The organism is Actinomadura parmotrematis, from assembly GCF_019458805.1.
GTDB classification, from domain to species: domain Bacteria; phylum Actinomycetota; class Actinomycetes; order Streptosporangiales; family Streptosporangiaceae; genus Spirillospora; species Spirillospora parmotrematis.
Genome location: NZ_JAIBOA010000014.1, coordinates 75,366 through 95,246, shown reverse-complemented (window position 1 = coordinate 95,246; position 19,881 = coordinate 75,366). Strand labels below are relative to the sequence as shown.

Sequence of the window (19,881 nt, the reverse complement as noted above, 5' to 3'; positions counted from 1 at the left end):
GTACTTCGTGGAAGGGCTCACACGTAGCTCCTGCGCTCGTCCGGCGGCGGGATCTCGGCGCCGCGGTACTCGACGGGGATGCCGCCGAGCGGGTAGTCCTTGCGCTGCGGGTGGCCGACCCAGTCGTCCGGCATCTCGATGCGGGTGAGCGCCGGGTGCCCGTCGAACACGATCCCGAAGAAGTCCCAGGTCTCGCGTTCGTGCCAGTCGTTGGTCGGGTAGACCTCCACCAGCGACGGGAGGTGCGGATCGGCGTCCGGGCAGGACGCCTCCAGCCGGATGCGCCGGTTGTGGGTGATCGACAGCAGGTGGTAGACGGCGTGCAGCTCCGCGCCCGCGTCGTCGGGGTAGTGCACGCCCGACACCCCGCTGCACAGCTCGAAGCGCAGCTCCGGCCGGTCCCGCAGCGCCCGCGCGACGGACACCAGGTGCTCGCGGCGCACGTGCAGGGTCAGCTCGCCGCGGTCGGCGACGACGCGCTCGACCGCGTCGCCGAATTCCGGCAGCGCCGACTCCAGCGCGTCCGCGACCGCGTCGAAGGCGCCCGCCTCGGCGGCGCCCTCCGGGCCGCCGTAGGGCCGCTCGGACGACAGCTTCGGCCGCCGCCGGACGACGAGGCCGCCGTAGCCGGAGGTGTCGCCGGTCGTCCGCGCGCCGAACATGCCCATGCGCGCGACGGGCTGCTCCTGCGGCGCGTCCTCGGCGGGCTCGGGGAGCCGGTCCGCGGCCTGCTCGGCCGCCTGCTCCGGGTGGTGAGAGCTCATGTCAGATCGTCCCCTGTCCGAGCAGCGGCAACTGGCGGCGCTTGGCCTCTTCCAGCTCCTGGATCTGCTTGGCGCGCTGCGGTCCGAGCTTGGTGTTCTGGATCTTGTCGTGCAGCTTCATGATCGCGTCGAGCAGCATCTCCGGCCGCGGCGGGCAGCCCGGCAGGTAGATGTCCACCGGCACGACGTGGTCGACGCCCTGCACGATCGCGTAGTTGTTGAACATGCCGCCCGAGGAGGCGCACACGCCCATCGCGATGACCCACTTGGGCTCGGTCATCTGGTCGTAGATCTGCCGCAGCACCGGCGCCATCTTCTGGCTCACCCGGCCCGCGACGATCATCAGGTCGGCCTGCCGGGGCGTCGCCGACGCCCGCTCCATCCCCCACCGCGAGAAGTCGTGCCGCGGGTCGCCCGCGGCCATCATCTCGATCGCGCAGCAGGCCAGGCCGAACGTCGCCGGCCACACCGAGCTCTTGCGCGCCCAGCCGGCGACCTGCTCGACCGTCGTCAGCAGGAACCCGCTGGGCAGCTTCTCCTCTAGACCCATATCTAGTCCCACTCCAGTCCACCGCGCCGCCAGATGTAGGCGTACGCCACCAGCACGGTGAGGATGAAAAGGACCATCTCCACAAGACCGAAAATCCCCAGGTGGTCGAAGGCGACCGCCCAGGGGTAGAGGAAGATGATCTCGATGTCGAAGACGATGAACAGCATCGCCGTCAGGTAGTACTTGATGGGGAACCGGCCGCCGCCGACCGGCTGCGGCGTCGGCTCGATGCCGCACTCGTAGGCGTCCAGCCGTGCCCGGTTCCACCGCTTCGGGCCGGTCACGGAGGCCATCGCCACCGAGCCGGCGGCGAACAGGAACGCCAGCACTCCCAGCACGATGATCGGAACATAGAGATCCATCGTCTCTACTGCCTCTCCTCGGAACGTACGACGCTGTACGGGGCGCGCCCCGCGCCGCGCGCGTTCCGCGCGGCGCCGGGCGGGGGGCCCGCGGCGGCCTCGCCCGTACCTCCGTGAGCTCGGTCACGGACACGGGTGGCCACCCTAGCCAAGGTGATCAATAGCACTCCCCTCGGGGGGTCGGGTCATGCGGTCGTCCCCGCTCGCCGGTTCATGAGCCGTCCCCGGTACCCGTCTCGCGCAGCGCCGTGCCGCGTCCCGTCGTTTCGCTCATGCGGACGGCGCCACCTTCTGCATCGCGTTGATGAGGCGGTCCATGGCGTCGCCGCCGCGGGGGTCGGTGAGGTTGGCCAGCAGCTTCAGCGTGAACCGCATCAGCGTGGGGTGCGGCAGGCCGTGCGTGGTGAGGAATTTCATCACCCGCGGGTCGCCGATGGCCTGCACGAACACGCGGGCCAGCGTGAAGTAGCCGCCGTGCTCGTCCTTCAGGATGCGCGGGTACTCGTAGAGCGTCCGCTCGCGCTGCGCCGGGGTGCTGCGGGCGAGCGCCTGCACCATGATGTCGGCGGCGAGCCGGCCGGACTCCAGCGCGTAGTCGATGCCCTCGCCGTTGAACGGGTTGATCATGCCGCCGGCGTCGCCGACGAGCAGCATCCCGCGGGTGTAGTGCGGCTGCCGGTTGAAGCCCATCGGCAGCGCGGCGCCGCGCGTCGGGCCGGTCGCGTGCTCCTCGTCGAACCGCCACTCCGGCGGCATCTGCGCCGTCCAGGACTTCAGCATCCCGCGGTAGTCGACGTTCTGGAACGACTTGCTGGTGTTGAGCAGGCCGAGGCCGACGTTGCAGGTGCCGTCGGCGACCGGGAACACCCAGCCGTAGCCGGGCAGCAGCCGCTGCCCGTCCCACAGCTCCAGCCACGCCTCCATGTACTCGTCGGTGTGGCGCGGGCTCGTGTAGTAGCGGCGGACCGCGACGCCCATCGGCCGGTCCTCGCGGCGCTGGAGGCCCATGGCGAGCGACAGCCGGGTGGAATTGCCGTCGGCGGCGACGACGAGCGGGGCGTGGAACTCGACCTCCTCGCCCTCGAACTTCGCGGTGACGCCGGTGATGCGGTCCGTGCGCTCGTCCAGGATCGGGCCGGTGACGTTGCAGCCCTGCAGCAGCCGGGCGCCCGCCTTCGCGGCGTGCTCGGCGAGGAGCTGGTCCAGGTCCATCCGGGTGCGGACGAGGCCGAAGTCGGGGAAGCTCGCGAGCTCGGGCCAGGCCAGCTCGACCTTGGCGCCGCCGCCGTAGATCCGCAGGCCCTTGTTGCGGGACCAGCCGGGCGCGTTGATGTCCACGCCCATGGAGATGAGGGCGCGCACGGCGCGCGGCGTGAGACCGTCCCCGCAGATCTTGTCGCGCGGGAAGGTGGCCTTCTCCAGCAGCAGCACGTCGAGTCCGGCCTGGGCCAGCCAGTAGGCGGTCGACGATCCGGCGGGCCCGGCCCCGACGACGATGACGTCCGCGTGTCGGGTGGAGTCGGTCACAGCGTTCCTCTTAGCTCGTTCGCTTGTGAAGTACTTCACAAGAATCCGTTCGGGAGTCTATTCCTTCGCGGCGGCCCGTGGATACCTCTACGAGCCGCCGGATTTGGACCGGTCCGAATACGTCTGTCCCATCCGGACCGGAAACGATCAGCGCGGGTTGGCGGCGCGGTGCAGCGCGGCGACGCCGAAGGTGAGGTCGCGCCAGGCGACGTCCGTCCAGCCCGCCTCCTGGATCAGCCGGGCCAGCGCCGCCTGGTCGGGCCAGGCGAGGGTGGACTCGGCGAGGTAGGTGTAGGAGTCGGGGTTGGAGCTGACCCGCGCGAGCAGCGGCAGGCCGTACTTCAGGTGGGTGCGGTGGCCGAGCGCGAGCACCGGGTTCGGCGGGTGGCTGACCTCGCAGATCAGCAGCCGGCCGCCCGGCTTGGCGACGCGGCGCAGCTCGCGGAGCGCGCCGGCGGTGTCGGCGACGTTGCGCAGCCCGAAGGAGATCGTCACCGCGTCGAAGGAGGCGTCGGCGAACGGCAGCCGCAGCGCGTCGCCCGCGACGAAGCTGAGCCGCCGCACGCGTCGCCCCTCGCGGGGGGCGACCCCCGCACCCCCGGCAACAGCCGCAGAGCGACCCTCGCTTCGCTCCGTTCGCTCTGCCTGACGCTTCACCCCGACGCGCAGCATGCCGAGGGAGAAGTCGCAGGCGACGGTGTCGGCGCCCGCCTCGGCGAACGGGACGGACGAGGTGCCGGTGCCGGCGGCGAGGTCGAGGACGCGCTCGCCGGGGCGGGCGCCGAGGGCCCGGACGACCTCGCGCCGCCAGCGGCGGTCCTGGCCGCCCGTCATGAGGGTGTTCAGCAGGTCGTAGCGTTCGGCGGTGCCGTCGAACATGGCCGCCACGTCGGCGGGGCGTTTGTCGAGAGAGGCGCGGGTCATGCCCCCACCCTAGGAGGCGCCTCCCCGGCGGGCGCGCACCGCCCGCGCCAGCGGGTCAGGGGCCCGGCGGGCGCCGTGGGAAGGCCGGTGCGGCGGCCTGTGCGGAGGGGCGGTCAGACCTCTTTGCCGGTGCGGGCGCGCTCGATCCGGGCGGCCTTGTCGGTGACGGCGGCCGACACCGCGTCGCGCTGGCGCGACAGCAGGACGTAGCTGATGACGCCGCTCAGCAGGACGGCGGCGAGCAGCAGGAACACGGGCGCCTGCTGGAGGGGCGTGAACCACAGCACCGCGGCGGTGGCGGCGAAGATGCCGAGCCGCGCGAGGGAGTAACGGAGTACAGGGTGCATGACGGTTACGAGGGTACCCGCACCCCCGCGCGGGCCGGGCTCGGCCCGGCCGGAGGCCCATCCGGTCGCGCGGAGCGGGCCTCAACGGCCCTTTCGGCGCCGGACCGGGTGATCCTCGTGGGAACCGCGTGACCGATGTGTCCCCTGCCGCGCTCACTTCACGTCATCGTTCCAGCTCGGAAAACTACGCAGCGTGATGTTTTCCGAAAACAAGGGAGAAATCGGTCTTGACCCGCCACACTAGGAAACAGTCCACCCGCGCCGAGAGCGGGACAAAGGGGGAGAGAAAACGTGGAGAGCACCAGTGAGCGCCTGCTGACCCCAGGGGAGGTCGCAGCCCTCTTCCGGGTCGACCCTAAGACGGTCACCCGCTGGGCCGCGGCCGGCCGGATCAGCAGTATCCGCACTCCCGGCGGCCACCGCCGTTTCCGCGAGTCCGAGGTGCACGCCCTGCTCCGCGGGGACGAGCCCGTGGGCGTGGAGCGCTAGACCAGCACGACCCGCCGGCCCTGGGCGGCCGGCGCGAGGCGCAGCCCGGTGCCGCTTCTCCTCCAGCCCGGCTCCCGCCACCCCCCGCGCCCGGCCGCCCCGGGAACCGGTCCCGCAGCGCCCTTTTCCGGCCCTGCGGAAGAATGGCCGGTTCCGCGGACCAGGAACGCCCCCGCAACGAACCCGAAATTCCTTCATCTTTACCGGCGGCGCCATTCCGCGCCTTTCCACCGGCCGGCGCGCCGCGCGCTCAGTCGTCCTCGCGCTCGGCCTTCCACGCCTCGAAGGTACGTGCCAGCTCGGCGTCGCCCGCCCGCCATCCGGCCCGCTTCGCCGCCAGCTCCTCCTCGGTCACCGAGTCCGGCAGCAGCCGCGCGTAGTCGGGGTCGTCCGGGCCGATCTCCACGTACGCCTGCGCGATCGTCGGCGCGTCGTCGGGGCCCGACAGCACGCCGTGCGGAACCCGCAGCGTGCCGTCCGGGAGCCGGATCACGTACATCGCCCATCGCCTCCGAGCCTCAGATGCCGTAACGGCGGTTGAAGAAGAGCATGACCTCCAGCGCCACCCTGATGTTGCCGGCGAGCATATCCACCAGAGCCGGGCGCTGGCGGGAGGAGATCGCGGCGAACGCGTCGGCGAAGAACTCCCGCCGGCCGAGCACGTCGCCCTGCGTGTGGAACCCGCTGGCCAGGTGGGGGCGGCACAGCTCGTACAGCCCCCGGAACGCCGCGCTGTCGGACTGCCACTCCCCCGCCGTCCCGTCGACGTCGTCCAGGGCGTGCCCGACCTCGTGCATCATCACGTCGGGCGTCGGCGACGGCCGGTCCCCCACCACCACCTTGCGGTCGCCGTAGGCGCCCGCGCAGATGTCCCAGGTGCCGCGGCCCGACGGCAGCGGATGGTCGCGCAGGTGCCCCATGTCGTCGAGCGCCGGGACGCCGCCGGGGCCGACGTAGATGCCGTCGAGGCCCGCGGCGAGCCGCTCCTTCAACCCGTCCGGCAGCGCCGCCAGGCTGTCCACCGCGCGGACGACCTCGGGCGTCGGCGGCGCCTCGCGCGCGTCCCACTGGCGGTGCAGGACGCGCTCCAGGACGCCGCAGTGCGTGCGGCCGTCCGGCGCCCACGGCGCGTCCGGCGGGCGCGGCGCGGTGCGCGGGAGGTCGGGCGCCAGCTCGTAGTCGCTCCAGCCGGGGACGCCGTCGCCGCGGCGGAGCGCGGCGCGCGAGAAGCGGCCCTGGACGGCCTCGGGCGGCAGGTCGGGGTCCTTGCGGAGCGCGCCGTCGTCGCGGCCGTTCTTGCGGAAGCGGCCGAAGCGGTCGCGCGACGGGGCGGCGCGCGGTCCCGGCCGGCCGGCGCCGTCGGGACGGAGCTGCTCGGCCGGCGGCCCGGCGCCGTCCCGCGGCTTGCGGTGCATGCCTTTGAAGCGCATCGGGCTCCTCCGTCCGCGCCCCGCGCCGGGGCCCGAGAGGCAGGGTAAGCCCCCGCCCGACACCGCGTCATCCCGCTAGGTCACGGGCGGGCGCGGCGCCCGGATGCGGCCGGATCGGACCACCCCCGGTGCGCGGAGCGCGCAGGGCTTAGTCTCGTCTCATGGCGTTCGCCCTGATCGTTCTGCTGCTCGTCGCGGGCTGGCTCGTGCTCGTCCGCACCCGACGCGTCTCGTTCCCCGCCGAGCTGCCCCCCGGCGGCGCCGCCAACGCCGCGGGGCCGCCGCCCGGACCGAAAGGCCCGGACGACGACCCCGAGTTCCTGCGCGACCTCGACCGGCGGCTGCGCGGCGAGGACCAGCCCTAGGACGTGCCCTAGGCGGAGCCCCCGCTCCGCTCGACGGTCCGCACGACCGGGGCCGGGGCGGGCGCGGCGTAGGAGTGCTTGCCCTTGAACATGTAGTTGACGCCGAAGAAGTTGAAGATCAGGCAGGCGAACGCCACCAGCGACAGCAGCGCGGCACGGCGGCCCTTCCAGCCCGCCGTCGACCGGGCGTGCAGGTAGGCGGCGTAGGCGATCCAGGTGACGAACGACCAGATCTCCTTGGGGTCCCAGCCCCAGTAGCGGCCCCACGCGTCGTCGGCCCAGATGGCGCCCATGATGATGGCGGCCGTCCAGATCGGGAACGCGAACATGGTGACGCGGAGCGCCAGCCGGTCGAGCTGCTCGGTGGAGGGGACGCGGGCGAGCAGGGCGTCCGCGGGGATCGGGCCGCGCGCCTCGCGCCGCGACTTCAGCACGTACAGGATCGTCGTCGCGCCCGCCACGGTGAACGCGCCCGTCGCGATGATCGCGGCGGTGACGTGGATGGCGATCCAGTAGGAGTTCAGCGCGGGCATCACCGGGCCGGCCGAGTTGTACAGCCAGATGTTGTCGATCCCGAGCGCGATGACGGCGGCGGCCATCACGAACGCGCCGAGGAACCGCGCCTTGTAGCGGAACGCCACGATCAGGAAGGCGGTCACCGCGGCGAACGAGATCGCGGTGAGGAACTCGTACATGTTGCCCCACGGCCAGCGGTGCACCGCCATCCCGCGGGTGACGATCACGCCGAGGTTCGCCGCCCAGCCGAACAGGTTCAAAAGGACCGCGAGGCGGCCCCAGTCGCGGCCGCCCTCCTCCCCGGCGGTCCCGGCGGGGACGTCGGCGGGCGCGTCGTCGGTCGTGCCGGTCGCGCCGTCCGTCGTGCCGGTCGTGTCCACGGCGTCGCCGCCGCCGGCGCCGGCGAGGACCCGGCTCTCGCGCCGGGCCTCCTCCCGCGCCTCGGCGGTCTCCGCGCGGCGGCGCCCCCGGCCGAAGCCGAGGTCGGCGGCGTAGGCGACCAGCGCGACGATGTACAGCACGACCGTGGTCAGCATGAGCTTGTCGCTCAGGTTCGCGAGCGAGGCGGAATCCACCCTCGTCACTCCTTCTTTCCGGTGGCCGGGGCGGGCTCCTCGCCGCCAGGCCGCGCGCCGCTCAGCGCGGCCGTGATCTCATCGAACTCCGCGGTCGGGTTCCCCAGGGTCAGCCCGCCGACCCGCACCACGGTACGCCCGTCCTCCCCGGCCCCCGCACGGACCCACACCCGGCGGCGCCGGACGAGGAAGGACGTCGCCACCCCGAAGACGGCGAGGACGGCCGCGACCAGCGCCGGGACGCGGCCCGGGTCGTCGTTCACCGACAGGCTGATCCACTCGTCCAGGCCGTCGAAGGTGACCGTCCCCTTGCCGCCGGGCAGCGTGAACGACTCGCCCGGCTCCAGCAGCTTGCTGCCGCCGGGCAGCGGCTTCAGCCTGCCGTCCTTCAGCGCCGGGAGCTGGTACACCGACTGCGGGACGCCCGAGTCCAGGCCGATGTCGCCGGTGAACGTCGAGATCGTGAGGACGGGGCGGAGCGCCGCCGGGAACGCCGACACGATCTGCTTGCCGTCGTCGGAGGCGACCGCCGTCGGCCAGAGGATCGCGTAGAACGCGAGCTGCTCGGGGTCGGCGTCGGGGACCTTGATGACGCCCTCGGACGTCAGGTTCTGCGGCTCCATCGCCAGGAACGGCACGCTGTCCTGGAAGGCGATGTTCCCCTTGGCGTCGCGGACGGTGAACTTCGGCGCGTACCCGTGGCCGAGCAGGTAGACCTTGGCGCCGCCGACCTTCAGCGGATGGTTGATCTTGAGGTCGTAGGGCCGCTCCTTGGCGGACGGGTCGTCCTTGAACCGCACCCGCGCGGAGAAGTCGGTCGCCTGGCCGCGCTTGTCGCCCTTGGTCTCGTACTCGGCCTTGAACTTGTCGAGCGTCAGGGTGAACGGCGCCATCTCGTCGGTGTCGAACTGGCGGCCCGGCTTGAACTGGTCGTAGTTGCTGAGCGAGTTCGCGAACGTCTTGCCCTCGCTCAGCAGCACGTTGCCGCGGTAGCCGAAGGAGTTGCCGAGGCCGAGCGCGAACAGCAGCCCGAGCAGCGCCAGGTGGAACACCAGGTTGCCGGTCTCGCCGAGGTAGCCCTTCTCGGCGGCGACCGCGCCGTCCGCCGCGTCCACCCGGAACCGGCGGCGCTTCAGGACCTTGCGGGCCTCGGCGAGGACCTCGTCCGGCGTCCGGCCGGTCTCGAAGGACGCCGCCTGCGGCAGCCGCTCCAGGTTGCGGGGCGCCGCCGGGGGGCGGGCCCGCATCGCCTGGAGGTGCTTGGCGGCGCGCGGGATCACGCAGCCGGCGAGCGACACGAACAGCAGGATGTAGATGGCCGCGAACCAGGGCGAGGCGAAGACGTCGAACATCTTCAGCTTGTCCAGGAACGGGCCCGCCGTCCTGTGGTCCTGGAGGTACTGCTCGACGCGCTCGGGCGCCTCGCCGCGCTGCGGCAGGATCGAGCCGGGGACGGCGCCGACCGCGACCAGGAACAGCAGGACCAGCGCGGTGCGCATGGTGGTCAGCTGCCGCCAGCCCCAGCGCAGCCAGCCGAGCGGGCCGAGGCCCCTCGGCCGCGCCGGGGCGTCGCCCGGCGCCCGCCGCTCGGCGGGGGCCTCGGTGGCGGACTCGGTGCCTTGTGTGTCTGTCATCTCAAATAACCGGTTCGAAGCCGCTGATCCACGACTTCAGCTGGATGGTCAGGTCGTTCCACAGCCCCGTCACCAGCAGCACGCCGATGAGGACGAGCATCCCGCCGCCGATCCGCATGACCAGCGGGTAGTGCCGCTTGACGACGCCGAACGCGCCGAGCGCGCGCCGGTAGGCGAGCGCCGTGAGCAGGAACGGCAGCCCGAGGCCGGCGCAGTAGGCGAGCGACAGCAGCGCCCCGCGGCCCGCGCTGCCCTCGCTGAACGACAGCATCTGCACGGCGCCGAGCGTCGGGCCGATGCACGGCGTCCAGCCGAGCCCGAACAGGACGCCGAGCAGCGGCGCCCCGGCGAGCCCGGCGGCGGGCAGCCGCCCGGACTTCACCGTCCGCTGCAAGCCCGGGACGAGGCCCATGAACGCGAGCCCGAACACGATGGTGACGACGCCGAGCACCCGGCTGATCGGGTCGGCGTACTCGGCGAGCCAGCGGCCGACGCCGCCGGTGACCGCGCCCATCGCGACGAACACGGCGGAGAACCCGGCGATGAACAGCAGCACCCCGGCCGTCAGCCGCCCCCGCCGCTGCGCCGCGAGGTCCGCACCGCTCATGCCCGTCACGTACGACAGGTAGCCGGGAACGAGCGGCAGCACGCAGGGCGAGGCGAACGAGACGAGACCCGCCGCCGCCGCCAGCGGCGCCGCCGCCAGCAACGACCCGCTGGTCACCGTCTCAGTCGCGCTCACTTCTCGGCCAGGACTTCCGTGACGAGGGGGTTCAGCTTGGAGAAGGTCGTCGCGCCGATGATGCGGGCGGCGACGCGGCCCTGGCGGTCCAGCACCAGGGTGCTCGGGATCGCGTTCGGCGGGACGTCGCGGAAGGCCAGGCCGATCTGCCCGTCGGCGTCGAAGAAGCTCGGGTAGGTGACCTTGAACTTGCGCTGGAACGCCTTGGCGTTCTCCGCCGCGTCCTTGAAGTCGACGCCGACGAACTGGACGCCCTCGGCCTTGTTCTGGCCGTAGACCTGCTCCAGCGACGGCGCCTCGCCGCGGCACGGCGCGCACCAGGACGCCCAGAAGTTGACGACGGTGACCTTGCCCTTGAACGACGACAGGGCGAGGTCCTCGCCCTCCAGCGTCTTGCCCGACGCCGACGGCGTGGACGCGCGGGCGGACGCGGCGATCCGCTGGACGTTGCCGTCGCCGCCGATGAAGCGGTTGTCGCCGCCGCCCGGCCCGGCGTCGGCGCTGCTCCCCGCGCAGCCGGCGAGCAGCCCGCCGAGGGCGAGGGCGCCCGCGGCGGCACGGGCGGCGGCGATGGTGCGGGGGTTCAACGGACCCTCCTACTACTACAGCGTGTAGTACTCAATGTAGTGGGCCGGTCAGGCGCCCGCGACACCGGCGTCCGAGCCGAGGCCCGCCGACGGGTCGGCGTAGGCGACCTCGACCAGCCGGTTGCCCTCGAAGGTGAGGCTGGTGACGCTGGCGAGCGCGCACTCGCGGCGGCCCGGGTGGTGCCAGAGGCGGCGCTTCTCGGCGTGCAGCCGCAGGATCCAGATGGGCAGCTGGTGGCTGACCGCGACGGCCTCGTGGCCGCGCGCCGCGTCCCGCGCCCGGATGACCGCCGACCGCATCCGCGCCGCGATCTCCCGGTAGGGCTCGCCCCACGACGGCCGGAACGGGTTGTACAGGTAGCGCCAGTGCTCGGGGCGCCGCACCGAGCCCGCGCCGACCCCGAAGGTGAGGCCCTCGAAGTGGTTGTCGGCCTCGATCAGCCGGTCGTCGACCGTGACCGGCAGGTCGAAGGTGTCGACGAGCGGCGCGGAGGTCTCCAGCGCCCGCTGCATCGGGGAGGAGAACAGCGCCGTGACGTCGCGGCCCGCGAACCACGTGGCCGCCGTCGCCGCCATCAGGTTGCCGGTCTCGCTCAGCCGGTAGCCGGGCAGCCGCCCGTACAGGACGCCCTCGGGGTTGTGCACCTCGCCGTGGCGCAGCAGGTGGACAGTCGTGGTCTCAGTCATCGCGTCGCCAGGTTACCCGCGCCCTCCGGCGGACCGTCCGGCGCGGTCAGGCGAGCGTCCAGTCGTGGCGGTCCAGGAAGCCGCGGTCGCCGGTGGCGTACTCCTCGAACGCCCGCTGCACGTCGGCGACGCCGCCCACGTGGGTGCGGTGCAGCTCGCCGCGGGCGCTGTCCTTGTACTCCAGCTCGAACCCGCCGGGCTCGGGGGACGCCTGCACGAAGTGCTCCCCGAACACCACCAGCGCCGCGAACGGGTTGGCCGGGCCGAGCCGGGCGAGCGAGTCGCGGACGAGCCCGAGGTCGGGCTCCAGGACGATCAGCCCGTCGCCGGTGTGGAACTGCATGCCCTCGTAGACGCCGCCGGGGCCGAGGTTGTGGACGAGCGCGCGGCCCGGATCCCAGACGACGAGCCCGTGCGCCTTGGCGAGCGCGAACACCTCGGTGGACAGCTCGTCGACCCGGTCGGGCTCCATGGCGACGACGGCGCCGCCGCCGTGGACGCGCGGGACCGCCTCGGGGCGCAGGCTGCCGAACTCCTCGGCGAACGCCGCCACCTGCGGGTGGGGCGCGAGCCCGTCCAGGTCCGTCGCGGCGGCCCGCTCGCGCGAGACCGGCCCGTCCTCATGCCACACCAGCAGCTCGAAAGTCACCGGCCCATTCTCCCCCGCCCGCCCCGGACGATGCGCGGACGGGCCGCCGGGCGGCCCGGCCGACAGGTCAGAGCGGCGGGAGGCCGGTGCGGAGGGCGGCGAGGGCGGCGCGGACGGCGGGGCGGCGGGCGGTCTCCTCCCGCCAGACGGCGTAGACGCGGCGCGTCATCGCGGGCCGCAGCGGCAGGATCGTCACGCCGGGCGGCACGTCGCAGCGGCCGAGGCGGGGCAGGATCGCGCTGCCGAGGCCGGCCGCGACGAGGGCGAGCTGCGTCGGGATCTCGTAGGCCATGTGGGCGATGCGCGGCTCGGCCTCGAAGCCGCGCAGCGTGTTGATCAGCCAGGCGCAGCAGACGCTGCCGGGCGAGGAGCTGATCCACGGGTCGCCGGCCAGCTCCTTCAGGCCGATCTCCGCGCGGCCGGCCAGCGGGTGGCCGGGCGGCAGCGCGACGTCGGCGACGTCGTCGCAGATCGCGCCGCGCTGGAGCCCCTCGGGGTTCGGCAGCGGCTCGTTGTCCCAGTCCTGCACGATCGCCATGTCGAGGTCGCCGCGGACGACGAGCGGCATGCTCTGGTACGGGTCGAGCTCCTGGAGCTGGACGCTCAGGTCGGGATGCTCGCGGTGCAGGCGGCCGAGGGCGCCGGGGATGAGGCCGCGCACCGCGGTCGGGAACGCGCCGAGGGTGAGCCGCCCGACGACGGTGCCGCGGTGCGCCTCCAGGTCGGCCTGGGCGCGCTCGACGAGGGACAGGATGTGCTCGGCGTGGGTCACGAGCAGCTCGGCGGCGTCGGTCAGCCGGACGCCGCGGCCGTTGCGCTCCAGCAGCTTCTGCCCGGTCTCGCGCTCCAGCTTGGCGAGCTGCTGCGACACCGCCGAGGTGGTGACGTGCAGCACGTCGGCCGCCGCGCTCACCGAGCCGTAGGTCGCGACGGAGTGCAGGGCGCGGAGCCGTTCCAGATCCAGCATGAAGCAATTCTAAACCGTGCCGTCAAGAACTTCTAGATTGTCCTAAATCATCGCTGGTCGGAGCATAGGGGCCATGCGCCTCCGCCACACCCTGTTCGCCGCGCTGATCGCGGCGGTCTGGGGCTTCAACTTCGTGCCGATCAAGGTCGGGCTGGACGACTTCCCGCCGCTGCTGTTCGCCGCGCTGCGCTTCGCGTTCGCGGCGCTGCCCGCCGTCCTGTTCGTGCGGCGCCCGCCGGTCGCGTGGCGGTGGCTCTGGCTCGTCGGCCTGCCCCTCGGCGTCGGCCAGTTCGGGCTGCTGTTCATCGGCATGCACCTCGGGATGCCCGCCGGGCTGTCGTCGGTGGTGCTGCAGACGCAGGCGCTGTTCACCTTCCTGTTCGCGGGGGTCCTGCTGCGCGAGCGCATCACCGCGATGCGCGCCGCGGGCATGGCCGTCGCGTTCAGCGGCGTCGCGGTGCTCGGCGTCGTCCAGTCGGGCGGGACGTCCGGGCCGGTCCTGCCGTTCGCGCTGTGCGTGGCGGGCGCGGCGATGTGGGCGCTGTCGAACGTGGCGATGCGGCGCATGAACGAGACGGCGGCGGCGCCCGTGGACACCTTCGGGTTCATGGTCTGGATGTCGCTCGTGCCGGTGCTGCCGCTGCTCGCGCTGTCGCTGCTGTTCGAGGGGCCGGGGGCGCTGCCGGACGCGGTCCGGCACGTCACGTGGGCGGGCGCCGGGTCGCTCGCCTACGTCACCTACGCCTCGACGCTGTTCGGCTTCGGCGCCTGGGGATGGCTGATGCGCCGCTACCCCGCCGGGACCGTGAGCATGTACTCGCTGCTCGTCCCGCCCTTCGGCCTCCTGTCGGCCGCGGTCGTGCTGCGCGAGCGCGTCACCGCCGCCCAGCTCGCCGGCGCCGCCCTGATCGTCGCCGGGGTCGTCATCGCCGGCCTGCGGGCGCGCCCCGCCCTCGTCCCCGACACCCCGAGGTGACCGCCATGCCCGCCGCGCCGCACGGGACGCTGCCGTCCCTCGTCACGCCGTTCACCGCCGCCGGGGACGTCGACACCGCGTCCCTGGAGCGCCTCGCCCGGCACGTCCTGGACCTCGGCGCGGACGGCCTCGTCGCGCTCGGCACCACCGGCGAGGCGGCGCTGCTCACCGAGGCCGAGCGCCGCACCGTCCTCGACGTCGTCCGGGGCGTCGCGTCCGGCGCGGGCGTGCCGCTCGTCGTCGGCGCGGGGGCGATGGGCACCGCCGCGACGGTCGCCGAGGCCCGCGAGCGCGCGCCGCTCGCCGACGCGCTGCTCGTCGTCGTCCCCTACTACCTGCGGCCGTCCGACGAGGCGGTCCTGGACCACTTCCGGGACGTCGCCGCCGCCGTGGACGTCCCGCTCGTGCCCTACAACGTCCCCTACCGGACGGCCAAGGAGCTGCGCGTCGAGACGCTGCTGGAACTGCTCGACCTGGACGGCGTGGCCACGATGAAGCACTGCCCCGGCGCCCTCGACCACGCCACGCTGCGGCTGCTCGCCGAGACCCGCACGCCCGTCCTCTGCGGCGACGACGCGCTCGCCTACCCGATGGCGCGGCTCGGCGCGGCGGGCGCGATCTCCACGACCGCGCTGCTCGCCCCCGCGCCGCGCACCCTGCCCGAGCACAACGCCCTGCTGCCGCTGGCGGACGCGCTGTTCGCCGAGCCGTCGCCCGCCGTCGTCAAGGCGTGCCTGGCCCGCCTCGGCGTGATCGGCGACCCGGGCGTCCGGACGCCGCTCCGCGCGCCGCGCCCCGAGAGCGTCCGGCGGGCGCTGGACGCCTACTCGGCGCTGGACGCGGCCTCGGCCGCCGCCCGCGCCGCGTGCGGCAGCGCCTGAAGGATGCGGTCGATCGCCGCCTCGTCGTGCGCGGCCGACAGGAACCACACCTCGTACGCCGACGGCGGCAGGTAGACGCCGCGGTCGAGGGCGGCGTGGAAGAACGCCGCGTAGGCGCGGGCGTCCTGGCCCTGCGCGCCGGCGAAGTCGTGCACCGGCTCCTCGGTGAAGAAGATCGAGAACAGGTTCCCGGCGGCCTGCCGGCGGTGCGGGACGCCCGCCTTGGCGAGCGCCTCGGACGCGGCGTCCCCGACGACCCGCGCGGCGTCGTCGATCGCGGCGTACACCTCGGGCGTCGCGTTGCGCAGCGTGGCGAGGCCCGCCGCGGTGGCGAGCGGATTCCCCGACAGGGTGCCGGCCTGGTAGACGGGCCCGGCGGGCGCGAGGTGGGCCATGACGTCGGCGCGGCCGCCGAACGCGGCCGCGGGCAGCCCGCCGCCCATCACCTTGCCGTAGGTGACCAGGTCGCCCGCGACGCCCTCGACGCCGTACCAGCCGGCCGCCGACGCGCGGAACCCCGTCAGCACCTCGTCGACGACCAGCAGCGCGCCGGCCCGCTCGCAGAGCCGCTTCAGCAGCGCGTTGAAGCCGTCCAGCGGCGGCACGACGCCCATGTTGCACGGCACCGCCTCGGTGATCGCGCAGGCGACCTCGTGGCCGTGGTCGGCGAACGCCTGCTCCAGCGCGGCGACGTCGTTGTAGGGCAGCACGATCGTGTCGGCGGTCGTCGCGCCGGTCACGCCCGGGGTGTCGGGCAGCGCCAGCGTCGCCACCCCCGACCCGGCGGCGGCGAGCAGCGCGTCCACGTGCCCGTGGTAGCAGCCCGCGAACTTGATGATCTTGGTGCGGCCGGTGAACCCGCGGGCCAGCCGGATCGCCGACATCGTCGCCTCGGTGCCGGAGTTGACCAGCCGGACCCGCTCGACCGGGGTCCGCGCCACGATCTCCTCCGCGAGCGCCACCTCGCCCTCGGTCGGCGCCCCGTAGGACGTCCCGCGCGCCGCCGCCTCGCGGACCGCCTCGACGACCGCCGGATGCGCGTGCCCGAGGATCATCGGGCCCCACGAGCAGACGAGGTCGACGAGCTCGTTGCCGTCGGCGTCGGTGAGGTAGGGGCCGCGCGCGGAGGCGATGAAGCGGGGCGTGCCCCCGACGGCGCGGAACGCCCGCACCGGCGAGTTCACCCCGCCCGGAACCACCCGGTTCGCCCGGTCGAACAGCTGCTGGGACACTCGGTAGTCGGTCACGGTTCCAGTCTGTCAGTTGCATTTAGGACACTGGCCTTGACCACGCCCGCTACGGGCCGGTATTCCAGCAACGTGAAGTCCGCCCCGTTCGCGGCGGAGAACATCAATACTGTGTGGTGCATCGCGCCGGCCGTATCTGAAGGGACGCAATCCACGTGGTCAACGGCTGGACGGTTCCCGGCTTCACGCAGGAACAGGACCTCGGCGGCGGGGTGATCGGCAAGGTCGTCCTGGCGGTGGACGACATGACCCAGACCAAGGTCGCCATCAAGTACCTGGACCCGCGCCTGGACGGGGACGAGGCCTACCTGTCCCGGCTGCGCGGCGCCGCGCGCCGCCTCTCCCAGCTCGAGGACCCCAACGTGGCGGACTTCTACGACCTGGTCGAGTCGCCCAACGGGACCGCCATCGTCATGGAGCGGGTGGACGGCGTGACGCTGCGCCGGCTCCTCGCCGCGCAGGGCCCGACCGGCCCCCTCGCCGCGCTCTCGCTGCTCGGCGGCATCCTCGCCGGCCTCGGCGCCGCGCACGCCGAGGACGTCGTGCACGGCGCGCTGCGGCCCTGCAACATCCTCATCGACAAGGAGGGCGACGCCCGGCTCACCGACTTCGCCCTCGCGCCGCCCGGCACCGAGGCGCAGTCCGGCTCGTCCTACGCCGCGCCCGAGCTGTGGGACGGCGCGCCGGCCGGCGTGCGCAGCGACCTGTACGCCGCCACCGCGATCTTCTTCGAGTGCCTGACCGGCGCCCCGCCGTTCACCGGCCGCGGCCTCGCCAAGGCGCACCGCGACGCGGAGATCCCGGTGGACGCGGTGCCCGGCCCGCTGCGCGAGCTGATCGCGTCCGGGCTCGCCAAGGAGCCGGAGAAGCGGCCCGCGTCGGCGGCCGAGTTCCTCGGCGCCGTCGAGGACGCCGCCGTCGCCGCCTACGGGCCCGCCTGGGAGGCGCAGGGCCGCGGCCGCATCACCGAGCTCGCCGCGCAGGCCGCCGCCGCGCCCGAGCCGCGCCCGGACCGGTCCACCGGCCGCAACGCGGTCGCGCCCGGCGGGGCGAAGCGGCGCAGCCGCACCAAGCCGCTGGTCGCGATCGTGGCGGCGCTCGTCATCGTCGGCGGCGTCGCGGGCGCGGCCGCCGTCCTCGGCAAGAAGAAGGACTCCGCCGCCGACCCGCCGCACCCGGCGACCAGCGGCGTCCCGCAGACCGTCGCGACCACGGCGCCCCCGGCGGGCCCGGACGGCGCCGCGCTGGCCGCCAGGATCGACGCGGCGGTGGCGAAGACGCCCGGCGGGACGTTCTCGTTCCGGCGCGCCGGCGCGGCGCCGCTGACGGCCAGGGGCTCCTTCAGCCTGCCGCCGGCGGACCCGGCCGGGTCGGAGTCGATGACGGTCGCCGGATCGGGCGGCACCCGCCGCGCCGCCCGCGCTGTCGTCGTCCGCGGCACCGTCTACCTGCGCGTCGGCAAGGCGTGGCGCAAGTACAAGGCGGGCGGGACGCGCGGCTACGCGGGCGCGGTGTCGCAGGCGCGGCTCGGGTCGTCGGCGGCGAACGCGGCGACGCTGCTCCGCGCCGCGGACGCCGTCGCCCTCGGCAAGGACGGCTACACCGGCACCGCCGCGATCGACAAGCTGGCGGCCGCGCCGGGCGTCGGGCCGTTCTTCGCCGAGCTCGGCCGGGCGGGCGTGAAGCAGGTCGCCTTCACGGTGCGGCTGGACAAGGCGTCCCACCCCGTCCGCGTCGTGTTCAAGACGACCGGCACCGGCAAGGCGCAGACGTTCACCACCACCTACAGCGGGTGGAACAAGCGGGCCGTCGCGGCCCCGAAGGGCTGACGCGCGGGGCCGGCGCCGCGGCGCCGGCCCTAGACGGCCTCGCAGCAGTCCGAGAGGACCTCCAGGACGCGCAGCGGGTCCGGGAGGGGCTCCCCGTCCGGCGGGCGGATCCAGCTCACCTCACGGCCGTAGGGAAGCGCCGAGGGGGGAGCGAGGACGTAGCTGTCGCGGCAGTGCCAGCGGATGCCGGGGACCTCCGCGTCGGTCTCCGGCGAGGTGTCCAGATGGCAGGACCACCACTCGTCCTCGTCGGCGGGCGCGCCGCGGGTGGCGACGAAGAACAGGTACCGCTCGCCCGCCACGTCGGCGACCGGCCCGGCGGGCGCGCCGTCCGCGGCCATCCGCTCCAGGGCGGCCGCGCCGGCGGCGGCCGGGACGTCCAGGACGTCGAAGACGCGGCCGGTCGGCAGGATCACGTTCGCCTCGGGCCGGTCGGCCCACCGCAGGCCGAGGACGGCCGCGTCCGCGCTGGCCTGGAACCCCCACGCGCCCGACGCCGGGTGCGCGGCCGGGTCGGGGCAGCCGATCCGGTCGCAGGAGCACGCCCGGTCGGCGCCGACCTGCGCGCCGGGCGTGACGGGCCAGCCGAGCGCCGCGTACCGGCGCGCCGCGGCGAGCATCCGCTCGCGGCGCTCCCGCTCCTCGCGCTCCCGCTGCCGTTTGCCCCCCGAGACCGCCAGCATCTCCGCCCCCCAAGGTCCGATGGTCGATCCTTGATAGCCGATGATGCCGCCATCGCCGCAGGCCGGACACGCCAACCCCCTGGAAACGGTCCCAAGTGACCAGGCGCGCCTAGCCCCCGTCAACGATTCACGGCGGCGGGCGGGGCCAGCGGGCGGGGTCAGCGGGCGAGGCGCTGCGCGACCTCGGTGGCCCAGTACGTCAGGACGATGTCGGCGCCGGCGCGGCGGATGGCGATGAGGGACTCGTCGATGGTGCGCTCGCGGTCCAGCCAGCCGTTGCGGGCGGCGGCCTCGATCATCGCGTACTCGCCGCTCACCTGGTAGGCGGCGACCGGGACGTCCACGGTGTCGCGGACGCGGCGGACGACGTCCAGGTAGGCGCCGGCCGGCTTCACCATGACCATGTCGGCGCCCTCCTCCAGGTCCAGCAGGATCTCGCGGATCGACTCGTCGGCGTTGGCCGGGTCCTGCTGGTGGGTGGCGCGGTCGCCGAACCGCGGCGCGCACTCGGCGGCGTCGCGGAACGGCCCGTAGTACGCCGAGGCGTACTTGGCCGAGTAGCCGAGGATCGGCAGCTCGGGGAAGCCCGCGCCGTCCAGCGCCGCGCGGATCGCGGCGACCTGGCCGTCCATCATGCCGCTCGGCGCGACGACGTCCGCGCCCGCCCGCGCCTGCGCGACGGCGACCGACGCGTACCGCTCCAGGGTGGCGTCGTTGTCGATCTCGCCGGCGTCGGTGAGGAGGCCGCAGTGGCCGTGGTCGGTGAACTCGTCCAGGCAGAGGTCGGTCATGACGACGGCGGCGTCGCCGAGATCGGACGCCAGGTCGCGCAGCGCCGTCTGGACGACGCCGTCGGGCGCGTCGGCGCCCGACCCCGCGGCGTCCTTCACGGCCGGGATCCCGAACAGGATCAGCCCGCCGACGCCCGCCTCGACCGCCTCGTGGGCGGCCTTGCGCAGGCTGTCGCGGGTGTGCTGGTACACGCCCGGCATCGAGGCGATCGGCGCCGGCTCGCCGAGGCCCTCCTTGACGAACATCGGCAGCACCAGGTCCGCCGGGGCGAGCCGGGTCTCGGCGACCAGGCGGCGCAGGGCGGGCGTGCGGCGCAGCCGGCGCGGCCGCGCCACGGGGAACCGTGCGGACATGTGGG

The 19,881-nt window shown here is 74.0% G+C and carries 23 protein-coding genes; 5 read left to right on the top strand and 18 right to left on the bottom strand.

The features are described from left to right. Positions 1–17: 17 nt before the first annotated feature. The 6 genes from K1Y72_RS21910 to K1Y72_RS21885 all read right to left on the bottom strand — a co-directional run bounded on the left by K1Y72_RS21910 (position 18) and on the right by K1Y72_RS21885 (position 4,474). Complete coding sequence (locus K1Y72_RS21910) at positions 18–764, bottom strand: NADH-quinone oxidoreductase subunit C (protein ID WP_220168284.1); 747 nt, start codon at positions 762–764, stop codon at positions 18–20. A 1-nt stretch (position 765) separates the two neighbouring features. Continuing rightward, positions 766–1,314, bottom strand: coding sequence for a NuoB/complex I 20 kDa subunit family protein (locus K1Y72_RS21905; RefSeq protein WP_220168283.1), 549 nt, complete (start codon positions 1,312–1,314; stop codon positions 766–768). A 2-nt stretch (positions 1,315–1,316) separates the two neighbouring features. Further along, positions 1,317–1,676 (bottom strand): NADH-quinone oxidoreductase subunit A, encoded by a 360-nt coding sequence (locus K1Y72_RS21900; RefSeq protein WP_220168282.1) that lies wholly within the window; start codon positions 1,674–1,676, stop codon positions 1,317–1,319. Positions 1,677–1,946: 270 nt separating this feature from the next. Beyond that, a complete protein-coding gene (locus K1Y72_RS21895; RefSeq protein WP_220168281.1) occupies positions 1,947–3,203 on the bottom strand; it encodes a geranylgeranyl reductase family protein in 1,257 nt (418 codons plus the stop codon). Between the two features lie 147 nt (positions 3,204–3,350). Continuing rightward, positions 3,351–4,127, bottom strand: a complete 777-nt coding sequence (locus tag K1Y72_RS21890) for a demethylmenaquinone methyltransferase (RefSeq protein ID WP_220168280.1) — start codon at positions 4,125–4,127, stop codon at positions 3,351–3,353. A 113-nt stretch (positions 4,128–4,240) separates the two neighbouring features. Beyond that, the gene (locus tag K1Y72_RS21885; protein ID WP_220168279.1) at positions 4,241–4,474 is read right to left on the bottom strand and encodes a DUF4229 domain-containing protein; all 234 of its coding nucleotides are present in this window, start codon (positions 4,472–4,474) and stop codon (positions 4,241–4,243) included. A 291-nt stretch (positions 4,475–4,765) separates the two neighbouring features. Between K1Y72_RS21885 and K1Y72_RS21880 the strand changes: the two genes are divergently transcribed. After that, on the top strand, positions 4,766–4,963 hold the full coding sequence (locus K1Y72_RS21880; protein WP_220168278.1) for a BldC family transcriptional regulator: 198 nt from the start codon (positions 4,766–4,768) through the stop codon (positions 4,961–4,963). A gap of 250 nt (positions 4,964–5,213) precedes the next feature. Here the strand turns inward: K1Y72_RS21880 and K1Y72_RS21875 are convergent, their stop codons facing one another. Both K1Y72_RS21875 and K1Y72_RS21870 read right to left on the bottom strand, forming a co-directional pair. Further along, on the bottom strand, positions 5,214–5,462 hold the full coding sequence (locus K1Y72_RS21875; RefSeq protein WP_220168277.1) for a hypothetical protein: 249 nt from the start codon (positions 5,460–5,462) through the stop codon (positions 5,214–5,216). 19 nt (positions 5,463–5,481) lie between these two features. Then, a complete protein-coding gene (locus tag K1Y72_RS21870; RefSeq protein ID WP_220168276.1) occupies positions 5,482–6,393 on the bottom strand; it encodes a hypothetical protein in 912 nt (303 codons plus the stop codon). 161 nt (positions 6,394–6,554) lie between these two features. Here K1Y72_RS21870 and K1Y72_RS21865 point away from each other — a divergent pair, with 161 nt between their 5' ends. Further along, positions 6,555–6,758: a hypothetical protein gene (locus K1Y72_RS21865; RefSeq protein ID WP_220168275.1), complete on the top strand. Its 204-nt coding sequence runs from the start codon at positions 6,555–6,557 to the stop codon at positions 6,756–6,758. 8 nt (positions 6,759–6,766) lie between these two features. Here K1Y72_RS21865 and ccsB read toward each other — a convergent pair whose 3' ends face one another. The 7 genes from ccsB to K1Y72_RS21830 form a co-directional block, all read right to left on the bottom strand. Further along, positions 6,767–7,849, bottom strand: coding sequence for a c-type cytochrome biogenesis protein CcsB (gene ccsB / locus K1Y72_RS21860; RefSeq protein ID WP_308287177.1), 1,083 nt, complete (start codon positions 7,847–7,849; stop codon positions 6,767–6,769). 5 nt (positions 7,850–7,854) lie between these two features. After that, positions 7,855–9,483, bottom strand: coding sequence for a cytochrome c biogenesis protein ResB (gene resB / locus K1Y72_RS21855; RefSeq protein WP_220168274.1), 1,629 nt, complete (start codon positions 9,481–9,483; stop codon positions 7,855–7,857). A 1-nt stretch (position 9,484) separates the two neighbouring features. After that, the gene (locus tag K1Y72_RS21850) at positions 9,485–10,225 is read right to left on the bottom strand and encodes a cytochrome c biogenesis CcdA family protein (RefSeq protein WP_220168273.1); all 741 of its coding nucleotides are present in this window, start codon (positions 10,223–10,225) and stop codon (positions 9,485–9,487) included. Further along, complete coding sequence (locus K1Y72_RS21845) at positions 10,222–10,812, bottom strand: TlpA family protein disulfide reductase (RefSeq protein WP_258573224.1); 591 nt, start codon at positions 10,810–10,812, stop codon at positions 10,222–10,224. Before K1Y72_RS21845 ends, K1Y72_RS21850 begins: the two co-directional genes overlap by 4 nt. A 48-nt stretch (positions 10,813–10,860) precedes the next feature. Then, positions 10,861–11,499 carry a histidine phosphatase family protein gene (locus K1Y72_RS21840; protein WP_220168272.1) on the bottom strand — a complete coding sequence of 213 codons (639 nt, stop codon included), beginning with the start codon at positions 11,497–11,499 and terminating at the stop codon, positions 10,861–10,863. 46 nt (positions 11,500–11,545) lie between these two features. Next, positions 11,546–12,148 (bottom strand): hypothetical protein, encoded by a 603-nt coding sequence (locus K1Y72_RS21835; protein ID WP_220168271.1) that lies wholly within the window; start codon positions 12,146–12,148, stop codon positions 11,546–11,548. A 67-nt stretch (positions 12,149–12,215) separates the two neighbouring features. Continuing rightward, entirely contained in the window at positions 12,216–13,115 is a 900-nt protein-coding gene (locus K1Y72_RS21830) for a LysR family transcriptional regulator (RefSeq protein WP_220168270.1), read from the bottom strand. Positions 13,116–13,188: 73 nt separating this feature from the next. Between K1Y72_RS21830 and K1Y72_RS21825 the strand changes: the two genes are divergently transcribed. Both K1Y72_RS21825 and K1Y72_RS21820 read left to right on the top strand, forming a co-directional pair. Further along, positions 13,189–14,091, top strand: coding sequence for an EamA family transporter (locus K1Y72_RS21825; protein ID WP_220168269.1), 903 nt, complete (start codon positions 13,189–13,191; stop codon positions 14,089–14,091). 5 nt (positions 14,092–14,096) lie between these two features. Then, positions 14,097–14,972: a dihydrodipicolinate synthase family protein gene (locus K1Y72_RS21820; RefSeq protein WP_220168268.1), complete on the top strand. Its 876-nt coding sequence runs from the start codon at positions 14,097–14,099 to the stop codon at positions 14,970–14,972. On the opposite strand, the gene hemL is transcribed toward K1Y72_RS21820, so the two are convergent. Further along, on the bottom strand, positions 14,915–16,219 hold the full coding sequence (hemL, locus tag K1Y72_RS21815) for a glutamate-1-semialdehyde 2,1-aminomutase (protein ID WP_220168267.1): 1,305 nt from the start codon (positions 16,217–16,219) through the stop codon (positions 14,915–14,917). The two genes, K1Y72_RS21820 and hemL, sit on opposite strands and share 58 nt — an antisense overlap. 155 nt (positions 16,220–16,374) lie before the next feature. Here hemL and K1Y72_RS21810 point away from each other — a divergent pair, with 155 nt between their 5' ends. Further along, the gene (locus K1Y72_RS21810) at positions 16,375–18,048 is read left to right on the top strand and encodes a serine/threonine-protein kinase (RefSeq protein WP_220168266.1); all 1,674 of its coding nucleotides are present in this window, start codon (positions 16,375–16,377) and stop codon (positions 18,046–18,048) included. Positions 18,049–18,077: 29 nt separating this feature from the next. Here K1Y72_RS21810 and K1Y72_RS21805 read toward each other — a convergent pair whose 3' ends face one another. Together K1Y72_RS21805 and hemB are read right to left on the bottom strand one after the other, a co-directional pair. After that, a complete protein-coding gene (locus K1Y72_RS21805; protein WP_220168265.1) occupies positions 18,078–18,731 on the bottom strand; it encodes a bifunctional DNA primase/polymerase in 654 nt (217 codons plus the stop codon). A 158-nt stretch (positions 18,732–18,889) separates the two neighbouring features. Next, a complete protein-coding gene (hemB, locus tag K1Y72_RS21800; protein WP_220168264.1) occupies positions 18,890–19,876 on the bottom strand; it encodes a porphobilinogen synthase in 987 nt (328 codons plus the stop codon). Positions 19,877–19,881 lie beyond the last annotated feature (5 nt).